16 protein-coding genes and 1 tRNA gene are annotated in these 14,431 nt (G+C 66.5%); 12 read left to right on the forward strand and 5 right to left on the reverse strand.

Annotated features, from left to right (window positions below; genetic code table 11):
- From glnA to FJ386_04345, 7 genes are all read left to right on the forward strand, one after another.
- Nucleotides 1–121: glutamine synthetase (gene glnA, locus FJ386_04315; GenBank protein MBM3875930.1), on the forward strand; the 121-nt coding region annotated here is incomplete at its 5' end.
- Nucleotides 122–322: 201 nt separating this feature from the next.
- Nucleotides 323–395: transfer RNA gene (locus tag FJ386_04320), tRNA-Met, on the forward strand.
- Nucleotides 396–419: 24 nt separating this feature from the next.
- Nucleotides 420–1,196 (forward strand): ABC transporter permease, encoded by a 777-nt coding sequence (locus FJ386_04325; GenBank protein ID MBM3875931.1) that lies wholly within the window; start codon nucleotides 420–422, stop codon nucleotides 1,194–1,196.
- The gene (locus FJ386_04330; GenBank protein ID MBM3875932.1) at nucleotides 1,193–1,945 is read left to right on the forward strand and encodes an ABC transporter ATP-binding protein; all 753 of its coding nucleotides are present in this window, start codon (nucleotides 1,193–1,195) and stop codon (nucleotides 1,943–1,945) included. The genes FJ386_04325 and FJ386_04330 overlap by 4 nt, the downstream gene beginning before the upstream one ends.
- The gene (locus FJ386_04335; protein MBM3875933.1) at nucleotides 1,942–3,111 is read left to right on the forward strand and encodes an MCE family protein; all 1,170 of its coding nucleotides are present in this window, start codon (nucleotides 1,942–1,944) and stop codon (nucleotides 3,109–3,111) included. Before FJ386_04330 ends, FJ386_04335 begins: the two co-directional genes overlap by 4 nt.
- 1 nt (nucleotide 3,112) lies before the next feature.
- A complete protein-coding gene (locus FJ386_04340; GenBank protein ID MBM3875934.1) occupies nucleotides 3,113–4,159 on the forward strand; it encodes a TRAM domain-containing protein in 1,047 nt (348 codons plus the stop codon).
- Complete coding sequence (locus tag FJ386_04345) at nucleotides 4,156–4,377, forward strand: DUF2007 domain-containing protein (GenBank protein MBM3875935.1); 222 nt, start codon at nucleotides 4,156–4,158, stop codon at nucleotides 4,375–4,377. Before FJ386_04340 ends, FJ386_04345 begins: the two co-directional genes overlap by 4 nt.
- A 15-nt stretch (nucleotides 4,378–4,392) precedes the next feature.
- Here FJ386_04345 and FJ386_04350 read toward each other — a convergent pair whose 3' ends face one another.
- Complete coding sequence (locus FJ386_04350) at nucleotides 4,393–6,132, reverse strand: tetratricopeptide repeat protein (protein MBM3875936.1); 1,740 nt, start codon at nucleotides 6,130–6,132, stop codon at nucleotides 4,393–4,395.
- Between the two features lie 30 nt (nucleotides 6,133–6,162).
- On the opposite strand from FJ386_04350, the gene FJ386_04355 reads away from it, so the two are divergent.
- Nucleotides 6,163–7,242 carry a DUF362 domain-containing protein gene (locus FJ386_04355; GenBank protein ID MBM3875937.1) on the forward strand — a complete coding sequence of 360 codons (1,080 nt, stop codon included), beginning with the start codon at nucleotides 6,163–6,165 and terminating at the stop codon, nucleotides 7,240–7,242.
- 9 nt (nucleotides 7,243–7,251) lie between these two features.
- Here the strand turns inward: FJ386_04355 and FJ386_04360 are convergent, their stop codons facing one another.
- Together FJ386_04360 and FJ386_04365 are read right to left on the reverse strand one after the other, a co-directional pair.
- Nucleotides 7,252–8,583: a divalent metal cation transporter gene (locus FJ386_04360; protein MBM3875938.1), complete on the reverse strand. Its 1,332-nt coding sequence runs from the start codon at nucleotides 8,581–8,583 to the stop codon at nucleotides 7,252–7,254.
- Between the two features lie 52 nt (nucleotides 8,584–8,635).
- Entirely contained in the window at nucleotides 8,636–9,964 is a 1,329-nt protein-coding gene (locus FJ386_04365) for an N-acetylgalactosamine-6-sulfatase (GenBank protein MBM3875939.1), read from the reverse strand.
- 218 nt (nucleotides 9,965–10,182) lie between these two features.
- Here FJ386_04365 and FJ386_04370 point away from each other — a divergent pair, with 218 nt between their 5' ends.
- The 4 genes from FJ386_04370 (at nucleotide 10,183) to FJ386_04385 (ending at nucleotide 12,743) form a co-directional block, all read left to right on the forward strand.
- Nucleotides 10,183–10,590, forward strand: a complete 408-nt coding sequence (locus tag FJ386_04370; protein MBM3875940.1) for a response regulator — start codon at nucleotides 10,183–10,185, stop codon at nucleotides 10,588–10,590.
- 28 nt (nucleotides 10,591–10,618) lie between these two features.
- A complete protein-coding gene (locus tag FJ386_04375; GenBank protein MBM3875941.1) occupies nucleotides 10,619–11,431 on the forward strand; it encodes a heme peroxidase in 813 nt (270 codons plus the stop codon).
- 47 nt (nucleotides 11,432–11,478) lie between these two features.
- A complete protein-coding gene (locus FJ386_04380; protein ID MBM3875942.1) occupies nucleotides 11,479–11,691 on the forward strand; it encodes a cold-shock protein in 213 nt (70 codons plus the stop codon).
- Nucleotides 11,692–12,062: 371 nt separating this feature from the next.
- Nucleotides 12,063–12,743 carry an efflux RND transporter periplasmic adaptor subunit gene (locus FJ386_04385; protein MBM3875943.1) on the forward strand — a complete coding sequence of 227 codons (681 nt, stop codon included), beginning with the start codon at nucleotides 12,063–12,065 and terminating at the stop codon, nucleotides 12,741–12,743.
- Nucleotides 12,744–13,025: 282 nt separating this feature from the next.
- Here the strand turns inward: FJ386_04385 and thiS are convergent, their stop codons facing one another.
- Both thiS and FJ386_04395 read right to left on the reverse strand, forming a co-directional pair.
- Entirely contained in the window at nucleotides 13,026–13,250 is a 225-nt protein-coding gene (gene thiS, locus FJ386_04390) for a sulfur carrier protein ThiS (GenBank protein MBM3875944.1), read from the reverse strand.
- The gene (locus FJ386_04395; GenBank protein ID MBM3875945.1) at nucleotides 13,247–14,428 is read right to left on the reverse strand and encodes a protein DA1; all 1,182 of its coding nucleotides are present in this window, start codon (nucleotides 14,426–14,428) and stop codon (nucleotides 13,247–13,249) included. Before FJ386_04395 ends, thiS begins: the two co-directional genes overlap by 4 nt.
- Nucleotides 14,429–14,431 lie beyond the last annotated feature (3 nt).

Raw genomic sequence — 14,431 nt, forward strand, 5'->3', positions numbered from 1 at the left:
CAAGGGCGACGTGTTCACCAAGGACTTCATCGAGATGTGGATCGGCCACAAGCGCAAGGAACACGACGCCATCCGCCTGCGCCCCCATCCCTACGAGTTCTTCCTCTACTACGACGTGTAAAACAAACGACCTTCAGGGCGGCCTCCCCGGCCGCCTTCGGTAACCAACGGCGCGGACCGCAAGGTTCGCGCCGTTTTTGCATTGGACGAGCACTGAGACTCGCGCACGCCCCACAATCCGCTTGCCGCCACCGCGACGCAGCGCATAGTTCCTGCGGTGGCTCCTGGCGCAGTCGGTGCCGGCGCGGGCCGCATCCCACACGGGCCCATAGCTCAGCGGTCAGAGCAGGCGACTCATAATCGCTTGGTCACTGGTTCAAATCCAGTTGGGCCCACGCCGCGCCGGCGCTTCTCTCCGGATGAACAACATCGCCCAATGGGTCGGCAACTGGCTGCGCGGGCTCGGCAGCATCACACTGCTCGCGGTCGAAGTCGTGCGCTCGCTCGGCACGCTGCGGTCCGCGGGCCGTGAGTTCCTCGACCAGCTCTATTTCATCGGCGTCAAGTCCCAGTCCGTGGTGCTCATCACGGGCGCGTTCACCGGCATGGTGCTTGCCGCGAACACCTACTTCCAGTTCGCCAAGGTCGGCATGGAGAGCGCCACGCTCGCCGTGGTCGGCGTGTCGATGTGCGGCGAACTCGGTCCCGTGCTCACGGCGTTGATGGTTGCCGGGCGCGTCGGCGCGGCGATGGCCGCGCAACTCGGCACGATGAAGGTGACCGAGCAGATCGACGCGTTGCGAACGCTTGCGACGCACCCGGTGGATTACCTCGTGGTGCCGCGCCTGGTGGCCACGTTGCTGGCGATGCCGCTGCTCACCGCCGAGGCCATTGCGCTCGGCATCGCGGCGGCATTCGTCGTCGGGACCTACCTGCTGCAGATCGAGCCTGCGTTCCTGTGGTGGAACCTCCTGCGCCGGACCGACGTGTCGGATGTCGTGATGGGGCTGATCAAGGCGGGCATCTTCGGCGGCGCGATCGCGTTGATCAGCTGCCAGAAAGGCCTGCACTGCGGCGAGGGCGCCGAGGGCGTCGGCCGCGCGACCACGGAGGCGGTCGTGTATTCCTCGATCACCATCCTCGTGAGCAACTTCTTCCTCACGCTCCTGCTGACCAAGCTGCTGGCGCTGTTATGATCGAGGTGCGTTCACTGCGGAAGTCCTTCGGCGCGCATCGCGTGCTTGACGGCGTGAGCCTGCGCATCGAGCCGGGCGAGTCGGTCGTCATCATCGGCCGGAGCGGCTGCGGGAAGAGCATCCTCCTCAAGCACCTGATCGGCCTGCTGCAACCGGAGGCGGGCGAGGTGCTCGTGGGCGGCGAGAACATCTCGCGCCTGGGCGAGCGCGACTTGCTGCGCGTGCGGCGCAAGTTCGGGATGCTCTTTCAGGGCGCGGCGCTGTTCGACTCGCTGTCGGTCGAGGACAACGTGGGCTTCCTGCTCCGGCGCGAGGGCAACCACACCGCGGGCGAGATTGCGCAGCGCGTGGCCGAGGCGCTCGACATGGTCGAACTCGCCGGCACGCAGCGCAAGAAACCCGGCGAGCTTTCCGGCGGCATGCGCAAGCGCGTCGGCCTCGCGCGCGCGATTGTTTACCGGCCGGAGATTGTGCTATATGACGAGCCGACGACCGGGCTCGACCCCGTGGTGAGCGACAGCATCGACAAGCTGATCGTGCGCGTCTGCGAGCGGCTCAAGGTCACGTCCGTGGTGGTCACGCACGACATGCGCAGCGTGCGCACCGTGGCGCACCGCGTCCTGATGCTGCACCAGGGCCGTGTTTACACCGAGGGCGCGCCGGACGATTTGTTCAACGCCACGGACCCGCTCGTGAAGCAGTTCGTCGAGGGCGTCTCGGATCCGAAGGAACCCGTGTTCCAGTCATGAGCAACCAACGCACTGAAATCAAGGTCGGCCTGTTCGTCGTGATCGGCCTCGTTGCGCTCGTCGCGCTGGTGATCAACTTCACCAAGGGCGTGACCGCCTTCCGCCCGACCTACACGCTCACGCTCGAGACGGCGAACGTCGGCGGGCTCAAGCGCAACGCGCCCGTGCTGCTCGCCGGCGTCGAGGTGGGCAAGGTGCAGGGCTACGACCTGAGCCCCGACAACAAGTCCGTGCGCGTCGCGCTGCGCATCTTCTCCAACTACTCGATCCACACGGACGCCAAGTTCACCATCGAGGCGTCGGGCTTCATCGGAGACCAGTTCGTGTCCATCGCGCCGATGAAGAACCTCGGCCCCTTCCTCAAGGACGGCGACGTGGTCCGCGCCGAGACCCCCTTCAACATGCAGGACGCCGCCCGCACCGTGCTCGTGACGATCGGCAAGGTGGACCGCGCGGTCGAGACGTTGCAGGGCGCCGTCGCCCGCGTGGACCGCACGGTGCTGTCGGATGAAAGCCTGACCAACGCGAGCGCGGCCGTGGTGAACTTCCGGCGGCTGTCCGACCAGATTCGCACGCTCGCCGACGACGCCACGACGCTTGTGAAGAAAGCCGACGCTGCGGTGGGACGCGTGGACCTCCTGCTCGTCACGAACGCCGCGCCCGCCAGCGGCGCCGTCAGCAACTTGTTGATGTTCTCAACCCAACTCAATAAGGTGGCCACCGAACTTGAGGCACTGCTCACCACCAACCGCATGGACGTCGCCGACGCCATCCGCAACTTCCGCACCGCCACCGCACAAGTCACCAACCTCATGGCCGACCTCAACGCCGGCAAGGGCGTCGCGGGCGTGCTGCTCAAGGACGAGCGGGGTGCGGCGGATTTGCAGCGGTTTCTCGCCACGCTTCCCGCGCTCGGGAGCAACGCCAACACCGTCCTCACCAATCTGAGCGTCCTCGCCACCAACGCCGGCACGGTGTTCGTGAGCGCCAACCAGATGTTTGACCGCAGCGGCCGCGTGGTGGATGACGCCGGCGTGCTCATCAGCAACCTCAACCGCTACGGGCTGTTTTATGGGTTCCTCGTGAAGCCCAAGGCCGCGAAGACCAACGCGCCCGCGCGCGCGGCACCCCTGTTCATCCCGCGCGAGAAATCCAGCCTCGACTAGCATGTCACTTTGGGCCATCCGCATCTTCTTCCTCGGGCTCTGCACGCTCGGCGGCTATGCCGTGAGCCAGGTGACCCCCGACCTGCTCGGGGCGGGCGCGTGGTGGACGCTCGCGGGCTTCGGACTCGGCGGGCTGCTCATCGCGGTGGACGAGATGCTCAAGGGGTTTTCGCTTCGCGCGTTTTCCGCGGCCACGGTCGGCCTCGTGCTTGGCTCGCTCATCGCGTGGATGATCGAGCGCTCGCAGCTGTTCCGCTACGTGCAGGATGAATCCACGATGTGGCTCATCCGGCTGATGCTGTTCGTCAGCTTCGGCTACATCGGCATGGTCATGGCCATGCGCAGCAACAAGGAGGACTTCGCGCTGATCATTCCCTACATCCGCTTCCAGTCCCACACCAAGCCCCACAACACCCTGCTGCTCGACACGAGCGTGATCATTGACGGCCGCATCGCCGACCTCATCGAGTCCGGCTTCGTCGAGGGCACCGTCATTGTGCCGCGGTTTGTCCTGCGGGAATTGCAACAGGTCGCCGACAGCGCCGACATGGTCAAGCGCGGCCGCGGCCGGCGCGGGCTCGACATCCTCGCACGGCTCCAGCGCAGCCCGCGCACCGAGGTGAAAATCCACGAGGCCGACCCCACCGGCGAAACCGAGGTGGACGCCAAGCTACTGCACCTTGCCAAGCTCCTCGATGCGCGCCTCTACACGAACGACTACAATCTCGGCAAAATCGCCGAACTGCAGGGCGTGCACCACGTCTCCATCACCGCGCTTGCCGCCGCGCTCAAGCCCGTGATCCTTCCCGGCGAAACGCTCTCGCTCCGCGTGAACCGCGAGGGCAAGGACAAGGGACAGGGCATCGGATACTTGAGCGATGGCACGATGGTCGTGATAAACAATGGTTCGCCCCACGTGGGCCAGCAGGTCGAGGTGCAGGTCGGAAGCCTCCTTCACAACGCGACGGGCGTGATGATCTTCGCCGACATCAAGGCCGCGCCGCCGGCGAATCCGCCAAGAACCCCCGCCGAACGGAGCCCGGCGTGAAACTCGTCACGGTGTTCACCGCGTTCAATCCCGCCGAGGCCCAGCTCGTGCGCTCACGCCTCGAAGCCGCTGGAATCCCCGCGCTCGTCGCGAGCGAACTCTCCGCGCTCAGCACCGAGGGCTACGCGATGGCCGTCGGGGGCGTCCACGTGCAGGTGCCGGAGGACGAAGCGGCGGACGCGCGCGAACTTCTCAGCGCGCCGCCCGAATCGGAATAGCGGCACGACCTGCGCTCACTGCGGATTGGCGCGAAGCCAGAACCGGATGTCCGTGCCCATCGGATGCTGCGGATTCAGATCGAGCACCCGCTGGTAATGCCGCCGCGCCGCGCCGATGAGGCCGAGCCGTTTCGCGTAGACGTTCGCGAGCGCCAGATGCGCGCTGCCTTCGTCCGGATAATCCGTCAGCACCCGCTCGAGCTCGGACGCGGCGTCGCGATAGTAACCGGCCTTCTCGAGCGTGAGCGCGAAATTATACCGTGCGTTCAGCGAGGCAGGCTGCAACGCGAGCGCGATCTCGCAGGCATAGAGCGCGCGCGGCAACTGGTTCACGTTGCCGGCCATCAGTGCGAGATAGTGATGCGCTTCCGCGAAGGACGGGTCGGCCTGCACCACCTTCTCGTAATGCACGAGCGCCTCGGCCCAGCGGCGGCGATCGCGCTCCAATTCCGCCTGGGCGTAGTGCGCCTGGGCGGTGGCCCGGTTTCCCGCCGGCGGCGGCGATGGATTTCGATAGGCGTAACGCGGGATTGCTCCGGATGGCGTCTCCACAGCGACGACCGCGGGCACGGAGACCACGGACTTCGGCGGCCCGGGCGGCGGCGGCAGAACGCCCACCGGATTGGTCGCAGCGGGCGGCGCCGGGCTCGGTTGCTTTGCTGCGCTCGCAACCTTGGACTTCGTCGCGTCATTCGTCACGGGCCGTGGTGTCGGCGGGGAGTCCACGATGACCGGGGCGGGCGGTGTCACTGCCGGCGGCGCGACGACCTTCGGATTGAACGGCGGCAGTTCGCCGGGCCGGGTCTTCGCCGGCGCAGGATTCGCCGAGGCCACCAGCACCGTGCCGGTGCTCGCGACTGGTTTCGGCGCGGGAATGTTGGTCTCAACAGTCGGGGTCAAGCGGGGCGTGACGGCGACCACCGCCGTGGGCGGGTTGGTTGCCGCGGACGGCGGCGGGCGCGCCGCGACGACCTTCGGCGGCGGATTCAATTCGGCGTCGAGCGCGCGGGCGAGTTGGTCGACAGCGTCGCGATAGGGAACGCCGGGCATCGCCGCGTAATCGCGATACTTTTGCAGGGCGAGCGGGCGATACTCGGGCTGGCGCGGAGCGATGTGCTGGTGCGTGACGACCGCGAGATTCAGCGCGGCGGGCGCGAAAGCCGGCTGGAGCTGGTTCGCGGTGTAGAGGCTCTGGAACGCCTCGGACGCGCGGTTCTTGTAGAGCTGGACGATGCCCAGTCCGTTGAGCGCCTCGGCGAGCCGCGGATTCAGGTTCGTCGCATTGCGAAAGCTGCGCTCGGCCGAATCGAACTGCCGCGAGCGGAGTTCCGACGAGCCGCGCTTCACCCAACCCTCGGGCGAGCCCGGCCGCTGGATCGTGTAAGACGCCAGCTCGGTGGCGGCGGCGGACGGGCTGTTGTTCTCAAGCAAGAGGCAGCCGAGATTGAAGCGCGTCACCGCGAGGTTCGGATCGAGCGTGAGCGCCTGCCGGTAGGCGCGCGCAGCGTCGGCGACCTGCCCGAGCGCGTGGTGCGCGAGCCCGAGGTGATTCCACGCCTGCGCGACCTGGGGCAGATGCGTCGTCGCCACCTTGAAATCCTCCGCGGCGGCGGCGGCGTTGCCTTCGCGAAGCAGTTTTTCGCCGCGGAGCAGCGCGCGCGGCCCGGGCGGCACGCATCCCGCGCCGAGCAACGAGACGGCTGACGCGACGGAGAGAACCCACCGGACACGGCCCCCTTTTTTTGTCGTCAGCATCGGTCCCGCTGGTAACACTCGCCGCTCGCAGTGTCAAGAAACGCGCAGGCTTATCGCATCCGCCCCGCTCCGTTCCAATCCAAGTTCGCGGGCGCGGCCCTGCTCGCACTGGCGGCCGCCGGCCTTGCGTGCGGCGCCGAGCCGGAACCCTCCACCGTCCGGCCGCCCCAGCGCGCGCGCGTGGTGATCGTCGAGGATGCGCGCGCGACCGGGACGTTCGTCCCCAAGCCGGAAGTCGTCCGATCGCTTGTGGAACGCGGCCTTCGACAGTGGACGGGCAGGCCCACGACGACGGCCGCGTGGCTGAGCTTCGTCTCGACCAACGATTTCATCGGCCTGAAAGTTTACTCCGCGCCGGGCGCGACGGGCGGCTCGCGGCCGGAGGTTGCCGCGGCGGTCGCCTCGACGCTCATCGCCGCGGGGGTGCCGGCGGGGCAGATCATCGTGTGGGACAAGCACGCCGCCGACTTGCGCTTGGCGGGCTTCACCGCGCTGCGCGAGCGCCTTGGTGTGCGCGTGGAATCCGCGCTGGACGCCGGATGGGATGAAAAGGCGGCCTACGATCGCTCGCTCATCGGCTCGCTGGTGTTTGGCGACTTGGAATTCGGCCGCAAGGGCGACAACGTCGGCCGCAAGTCGCATCTCTCCAGGCTCATCACGAAGACGGTCACCAAGCACATCAGCATCGCGCCGCTGCTGAATCACAACCAGATGGGCGTCTGCGGCCACTTGCAAAGCCTCGCGCTCGGGGCGGCGGACAACACGATCCGTTTCGAGAACCACCCGGCGCACTTGTTCGAGGCCGTCGCGGAACTCTACGCCATGCCCGAACTCGGCGACCGCGTGGTGCTCAACATCACGGACGCGCTGCTCTGCCAGCACGAGGGCGAACAGCGGCCGCTGTTGCATTATTCCGTCGCGCTCAACCAGCTCCGCTTCAGCAGCGACCCGGTCGCGCTCGACATCTTGTCGCTCGAGGAACTCCAGCGCCAGCGGCGGAAGGCGGGATTTGCGGCGGCGAAGGTCAGCCTCGCGATGTTTCGCAACGCGTCGTTGCTCGAACTCGGCATCTCGGAGCCGGCGAACATCCGCATCGAGTGGGCGAAGTAGCGGCGCGGCTTACTTCAACAGCTTCGAGATTTGCGCGAACGCCTCGTGCACGCCGACCGCGGACATTGAGAGCGCGGCGATCCAGAGAAAGACGTTCCACGCGGGGCCGGAGCGCAACGCCGGGTCCGGCTCCTGCGAACGGAACCACAGCGCCGCCAGCGCGAGGAACGGCAGCATCACCCCTTGCGCTACCGCGCCTACCAGGACCAGTGCCACGGGCGCGCCCCAGATGATGAACACCACGAGCGCGCCCGTGGGCAGCGCCACGCAGCACCACTTCACCGCCGTCGCGCCCCGCTCGGGCGTTTCATACTTCACCAAGCGGAACATCTGCAAACCGTCGGCCATGAGGCGCGCGTTGGAAGCCGTCGCCGCGAAGACGGTCGAGTAGAGCACGTTGAACGCGCCGATGAGGAAAATGGCGAGTCCCCACGTGCCGAAGCTCTCGCGATACATGTGCGAAAGCGTCGCGATCATGTCCTTGTTCTCAACGACGAGGCCCTTCGCGTGCAGCACCGCGGCGCCGAGCAGGTAGAACGCGACCGTGGCGGTGGTGTAGATGATGCAGGAGAACCACGCGTCGAACTTCATCACGCGCACCCAGCCCCGCGCGCGCGCGCGCCAGCCGTCGCTCCCGTCGCGCGGCCCGACCGCGCCGGCGTAGCCTTTCTCGAGGCACCAGTAGGGATAATAGATGAGCTCCGACGCGCCCACTCCGATGATGGCAAACGCCGCGAACGCCGTCGTGAAATCCTTCGGGAAGCCGAAGCTGAACCCCTCCCGCAGGTGCGCGGCGGTGATGCGATAGTCCGACCACTGCAACGCGGCGACAGCGACGACCGTGCACAGCGTGAAGAGGACGACCATGGACGTGGAGATGTTCTCGACCAGCCGGTAGCGGCCGAAGAAAAGCAGCAGCGCGGTGAGGCCCGCGGCGATGGTGGCCCACAGCCATCCGGGGCCGCCGAAGCCCGATTGCGCCGCGATCTGCGCCACGCCACCGAGCATCCCGGCCACTTGAAACGTCAGCGCGAAAAACATCCCGAGCCACAACCACACGAGCCACGAGACGATGAACCTCGGACCCGGGATGGTGTTCATCGCCGCGATCGTCGTCAGCCCGCGCGCCACGGCGAAGCGGCCGAGCTCGACCTGCACGAAGACCTTGACGATGCAGCCGAGGATGATGAACCACAGCAGCGTGAAGCCCGCGGACGCGCCCAGCTTCGGCGTCACGATCAGTTCGCCCGACCCGACGATGGACGCGGTGAGGATCAATCCCGGTCCGACGTGTTTGAAGACATCGCGCCAATGCACCGGCGCGGGACGGGGCGTGGACATGGCGGAGCGTGGGTGTTCGGCGCGGGCCGAGTCAAGCGCGGCGCGGGCGGGCTCAGTAATCGCGGAATGGCCCGCGTGGTTCGGCGGCTTCCATCTCGCGCCGCCACGCGGACCAGCGGGCCGAGATCATTTCGAGTGTTGCGGCTTGCGAGGCGGAGAGGTCGTTCTTCTCGGAGATGTCCGCCGTGAGATCGAACAGGCCCTTTCCTTTCGCTGAATCCACCCACTTGAGATTGCCGATGCGCGCGGCTTTCTCGCCGCGGAATTCCCAGAACATCTCGGTGCGCTGTGACTTCGCCCTGCCTGCGAGCACGGGCAGCATGTCGAAGCCGTCGAGCACGACACCGGCCGTCGGTTTGGCGCCGGTCGCAGCGAGCAGCGTGGGAAACAGTTCGAGCGTGGTCAGGAATTCGTCGGTGACCGCGCCCGCCGGGATGCGCGCGGGCCAGCGGGCGATGAACGGCACACGCAGTCCGCCTTCCCACAACGAGCTCTTCGCACCCCGAAGCGGCGCGTTGCCGCCGTTGCCGCTGCCGCCGTTGTCGGACAGGAACAGCACGATCGTGTCGCGCTCGGCGCCGAGTTCGCGGATGGCCGAGAGCACTTCGCCGATCGCGGCGTCCATGCACGTGACGGCGGCGAAGTATCTGGTGAGCTTGTCGGCGGGGTCTCGCGCGGGATAGAGACGGACGAATTCTTGGGGGACCTGCACGCCTTCCTTCTCAAAGGTCGATGCGGAATGCGGCGCGTTGAAGCAGAGGTGGAGATACCACGGCCGGCCGGCGCTCTCGCGGATGAACCGCAGTGCCTCGCGCTGGAAGAGGGTCGTCGCGTAAATGCCCTTGTCGGCCTCGGTGCGGTCGTTGCCGCGGAAAAGCGAGGGCACGCCGTAGCGCTCGTGCGTGTAGTAGTCGATGCCGTTGTTCCCGTGGCCGTAGAAGAAATCGTAGCCGCGCTGGAGCGGCAGGAAGCGCTTCGCCTGCCCCATGTCCCACTTGCCGACGAGGCCGGTGCGGTAGCCCGCGCGCTTGAGGGCGTCGCCGAGCGTGACTTCGCGCGTGTCGAGGCCGAGCGTCATCTCGGGGGAGACGGCGTATTGTTGCGGCGTGAAGCGATGGCCGAAGTTGACCATGTCGTTTCGAATCATGTCGTAAAGGCCGTTGCGAAGCGGGTGACGCCCGGTGAGCACGCTCCCGCGTGACGGCGTGCAAGCGGGCCACGTGACGTAAAAGCTGGTGGCGCGGACGCCGTCGCGCGCGAGGCGGTCGAGATTGGGCGTCTGGATTTCCGCGCGCCCGAGACAGGCCGCATCGCGCCAGCCCTGGTCGTCGCTGACGATGAGGAGCACATTGGGGCGCGCGGACTCCGGCGCGGCTTGCAGAAAGTGAGCGACGCCGGCCAACGCCACGAGCAACGCGACCCGAAGCACCGGGATTCGGGAACGCGGCTTTGCCGGGCAGAGCGTGGTAATCACAAATCAGGTCACCCGGGAATCGCGCGGGCCAAGTCCAGCCGGTTCCGAGGGTGCGGCAATTGAATCCGGATTTCTCCCGCGGTCAAGCCCCGCCCCGCGCGAATCCGGCGCGCCAATGACTTTGCATTTTCCAGTCGGCTGTCCCACTCTCACGCCCCGTGAGTGCGCCGCTGGCCATCGTCGTGTATGAGCACCTCGTGCTGGGCAACCAGCTCGGGAACAAACTGCGCGACATGGGCTATCGCGTCACGATGCTCAAGGAACCCGGCAAGGTGATCGAGGTCGCCGGGAAGGAGAAGCCGCTCATCGTGCTGGTAGACCTCGATTGCACGGTCACGGATGCCGTGGCGCTCATCGGTCAGTTGAAGCATACCGACGGCACAAGGCACCTGCCCGTGCTGTGTTTCACCAGTCACGACGACAAGAAGCGGCAGGAAGCCGCTGTGGCCGCGGGCGCATCGCTCGTCGTGGGCGACCAGGCGATTCTCCACCAGTTTCCGCACCTGCTCGACCAGGTGCTGCAAGTCGAATGACCGAGGTTCCGCAGATTCCCCACAGCGCATGGCCATCCCGAACGTAACCCTCTCGCAAGGCATCCATGTGATGCACGTGTTCCACCGCGTCAACCGCGTGCGCTGGGCGGCGCTCGGCTCCGGCGAGTCAGCAGCTGCGAAGGCAAATCTCGGCCGACTGTGCGCCGCGAACCCGGGACCGGGGCATCCGCGCCTCTGCACCTACGCCAACGTCGGGGGCAAGGCGGATTTGGCATTCATGCTGTATCACGCCGACCTCGCCGGGCTTGGCGCGATGCACCGCGCGCTCGAGGCGTGTTTTCCGCCGGGCACGCTTGAGCCGGTGTATTCCTACCTGAGCGTGACGGAGCTCACGGAATACATGAGCACCGAGGAGGACGTGATTGCGCGGCTGAAGGGCGAGGGCTTGCAACCGGGGAGCGAGCCATTCGAGAAGCGGCTGGGCGAGGAGAAGCGCCGGCTCGACGACTACAAACAGTTCCGCCTCTATCCCGAACTGGAGGATTGGGAGGCGATGGGCTTCTACCCGATGAACAAAAGGCGTGACCTGTCCGACAACTGGTATATGCTCGACGCCGTCACCCGGAAGAAGCTCATGGCGGGGCACGCCCGGGTCGGGCGCAAGTATCATGGGCGGGTTTCGCAGCTCATCACGGGCTCGGTCGGTCTGGATGACTGGGAATGGGGCGTGACGCTCATCGCGCACCAGGTGGATGCCTTGAAGGAAATCGTATACGAGATGCGCTTCGACGAAGTGAGCGCCCGATACGGCGAGTTCGGACCCTTTTATGTGAACCTCCGGCTTGATCCCGCCGACTTGTGGGATCATCTCCGGCTCTGATCCGCGTCGACCCCGGTTTTGTTCGCGCACTCAACCAATTCTCGAGTATGGCAAGCGGCAAAGTGAAGTGGTTCGACAACAAGAAGGGCTTCGGCTTCATCCAGCAGGAGTCGGGGCAGGACATTTTCGTCCACCACACCTCGATCCAAGGCGAAGGCTACAAGACCCTCAACGAGGGAGAGATCGTGGACTTCGAAGTCATCCAGGGCGGCAAGGGACTCAAGGCTCAGAACGTCCACCGCTCCGGGCAATCGAGCTAGTCCGCGGAGCGTCTCGCGGGACGATTCATCGAGCCGCCCTGCGCATGGACCAGGACATGGCGTCGCGACCCCTTGTGGTCGTCGAGCACGGGCGAGATGTGCGGCGACCGCCCGATCATGCAGGTGCCGATCCGCGGGAGGCGGTCGCCGCGCACCATCTCCAGCCACGCCTTGATGGTGCGAGCCTAGCGGGGCCGGTGTGCCGCTGCCCTGTCGAATTCACGCGAGCGAACGCGCCGCTTGCATTGTATTCCACACGCCACTTAGGATGAACACGGGTCGCGTGACCCGTGCATTGTGAAGATGCCCGCGACTGGCGGCGTCAGAGTCGCGGCCGCCGAAGTCAAACCAACCCCCCACGAACCCCGCGCATGGAAACCGAGCCTACGATCCCGACACCCGCTTCCGTCAAGTTGCGCGAGTTCAATTACGCGTGGACACCGGTCATCGTCTTCGTGCTGGTGCTGATCATCGCCGCCGTTCTCTTCCAGCGCCGCCTCGGTCCGTATTATCTGCAGGGCGAAGTCGAAACCGTGGAGTCGTCGGTCTCAAGCACCCAACCCGGCACGCTGGCTGAGGCTCCAAAGCCGATCCGCACGCTGCAAAAAGTCTCTTCCGGCGAGATCATCTCCCGTGTCGTCGGTCCCGACCCAAAGAACCCCATCCCGATCACCTCGCCGATCGAGGGCGTGGTCACGAGCATCCGCAAGATTCCCGGCGACATCGTTGCCGCCGGCGAGCCGATCATGACCGTGAGTTCGGACAAGCCCGACCGCATCATTGCGTTTCTCCGGCAGCCCATGGTCTTCACGCCGGAGCCCGGAATGGTCGTCGAGTTGCGGCCGCGCGGGCGGTCCAAGAAGATGATCGAGTCCAAGATCGCGAAAGTCGGCTCTCAACTCGCGCCCATCCGCGGCTCGCTTCTCCAACCTGGTCAGACCCGCACCGAGCTCGGCTTGCCGATCATCATCGACGCGCCGCAGGGCGTTGCCCTGTTTCCCGGCGAAACCATCGACATCAACATCCGCCCGGAAAAGGTCCGCGGGAAATAGCCCGACCCGGCGGCGGCGCCGAGCGGCTCATCGAGAACATCTTCGACCCCTGCTTCACCACCAAGGAAGTCGGCAAGGACGGCGTCGCCATGACACGCGTGCTGCGAAAAATGGACACGGAAATCCCCGTCCATCCTCGCGTCCACCGGCCTCGACGACGATGAAAGGATCCAGGAATTGAAGGGCCCCGGCGTCCGGACATTCCTCGTAAAACCCTACACCGTGGGAAAACTCCTCTTCGCCCTCCGCGACGAACTCGCGCCCCAATAGGCGTCGGGACGCTCACCCGCCCGCCACAATCCGCACGATCTCCAGCCGGTCCCCCGCGTGGACGGTCCGCCGGGAGAACTCCGACGGCGCGACGGCCTCGCCGTTGTGCTCCACGACGACGCTTCGCGGGGGAAGTCCCTGCGCAGTCAGCAACGCCTCGATCGTGCAGGGGACCGCGGCGGCGAGCGGGCGCCCGTTCGCGACGATGCTCCCGGCGGCATGCGCGGCATCGCTCATCGGCCGACGTGCCAGAGCGTCACGTGGTTCGTCGAGCCGTCCACCGAGAGCACGACAGCGTTGGTGCGAATCTCGATGCACTTCACCATGGCAATTTTCTCGCCCAACTGGATCCGCCGCACGTCACCCGGCTCGAAGAGCTGGTCGTTGACCTGCGCCGCGCGCTTCTTCGGGGTGAGAAACAATCCGATGAGTCGCAGTGAAGCCACGGGCGGCGGCTTCGCGGCCGGGTTGAGCACGGGGGGCGCCTTGGCGGGGACGGGTGACACGAGCGACGGCGCCGGGCGCGGGGGATTTTTCGCGCTGAACGCGGCCAGCGAGGCATCGTCCGCGATGGCGTTCGTGCCGCGGCGCGCCCACTCGAGCAGCGCGAACATGCCGTGCCGCTGTTCGGCGGCGATGAGCGTCTCGATGCGGCCGGCGGTGTAGGTGTTGCGGCGGATGCGCGTCTGCTGCGTCTCAAGCTGGCGGGCCGCGGCGAGCTTGAAGGCGACCAGTTCGCACAAGCCCTCGATGGTGTTCTGCTCCATCGCCCGCAACTCGGGCATGTTCTCGTTGAGCCACAGGTGCGTGTGCTCGTGCGCGCAGACGGACGCAAGGTCATCCCGCGGCACGCCGCTGAGCAGCAGGATGGTGTGCTTCATCTCGCGGCCGGCCGTGATCGTCTGCGCGAAGCCGGGCCGCCTCATCGTCTCTGCGACCGGTCTGCCCGAGCGATGGTTCCAGTAGTCCACGTCAAAAACCTGCACGTTCAGGTTCGTGAACTTCAGGTCCAGCACGCCGCCGAGCAGGCGGCGGAGGTCCAGCACGGTCTCGTCATAAACTTTCCGCGCCTCCTCCTGCTTGAAAACCAGCGTCGCAAACTCGAACTTGCAGAACGCGCGGCCGTCGGCGGACTTTCCGCCCGGCTCGCGCATCGGGATGCCGCAGTTGGCGCAGGTGCGTTCGAGCGGACGGCACTGGTCGCACACGAGCCCGAACTTGTGCCTGTAAATCGTGCCGGTGAGTCCGGTTTTCTCGCACACCACGCACTTGAGCGGGCCGGGCGGGACTTCCGCCGCATCGGGCGGCGGCGGGGCCGGGGCTTTCGCTTGCCCCGCGGACGGGGCGGCCGCCGCGAGGAACAGCGCCGCCGTGACAAGCAGCGCGCCGTTTCGGATCAGGTTCTTCGCTTCCACGAT

It is taken from the genome of Verrucomicrobiota bacterium (assembly GCA_016871675.1).
Lineage (GTDB): Bacteria > Verrucomicrobiota > Verrucomicrobiia > Limisphaerales > VHCN01 > VHCN01.

Excerpts from the sequence above, each read along its gene's own strand:
- FJ386_04375 (MBM3875941.1), top strand. The coding sequence starts at position 10,619 with ATGGCCATCCCGAACGTAACCCTCTCGCAAGGCATCCATGTGATGCAC.
- thiS (MBM3875944.1), bottom strand. The coding sequence starts at position 13,250 with ATGAGCGATGCCGCGCATGCCGCCGGGAGCATCGTCGCGAACGGGCGC.
- FJ386_04350 (MBM3875936.1), bottom strand. The coding sequence starts at position 6,132 with ATGCTGACGACAAAAAAAGGGGGCCGTGTCCGGTGGGTTCTCTCCGTC.
- FJ386_04380 (MBM3875942.1), top strand. The coding sequence starts at position 11,479 with ATGGCAAGCGGCAAAGTGAAGTGGTTCGACAACAAGAAGGGCTTCGGC.
- FJ386_04340 (MBM3875934.1), top strand. The coding sequence starts at position 3,113 with ATGTCACTTTGGGCCATCCGCATCTTCTTCCTCGGGCTCTGCACGCTC.
- FJ386_04385 (MBM3875943.1), top strand. The coding sequence starts at position 12,063 with ATGGAAACCGAGCCTACGATCCCGACACCCGCTTCCGTCAAGTTGCGC.
- FJ386_04360 (MBM3875938.1), bottom strand. The coding sequence starts at position 8,583 with ATGTCCACGCCCCGTCCCGCGCCGGTGCATTGGCGCGATGTCTTCAAA.
- FJ386_04330 (MBM3875932.1), top strand. The coding sequence starts at position 1,193 with ATGATCGAGGTGCGTTCACTGCGGAAGTCCTTCGGCGCGCATCGCGTG.
- FJ386_04335 (MBM3875933.1), top strand. The coding sequence starts at position 1,942 with ATGAGCAACCAACGCACTGAAATCAAGGTCGGCCTGTTCGTCGTGATC.
- FJ386_04325 (MBM3875931.1), top strand. The coding sequence starts at position 420 with ATGAACAACATCGCCCAATGGGTCGGCAACTGGCTGCGCGGGCTCGGC.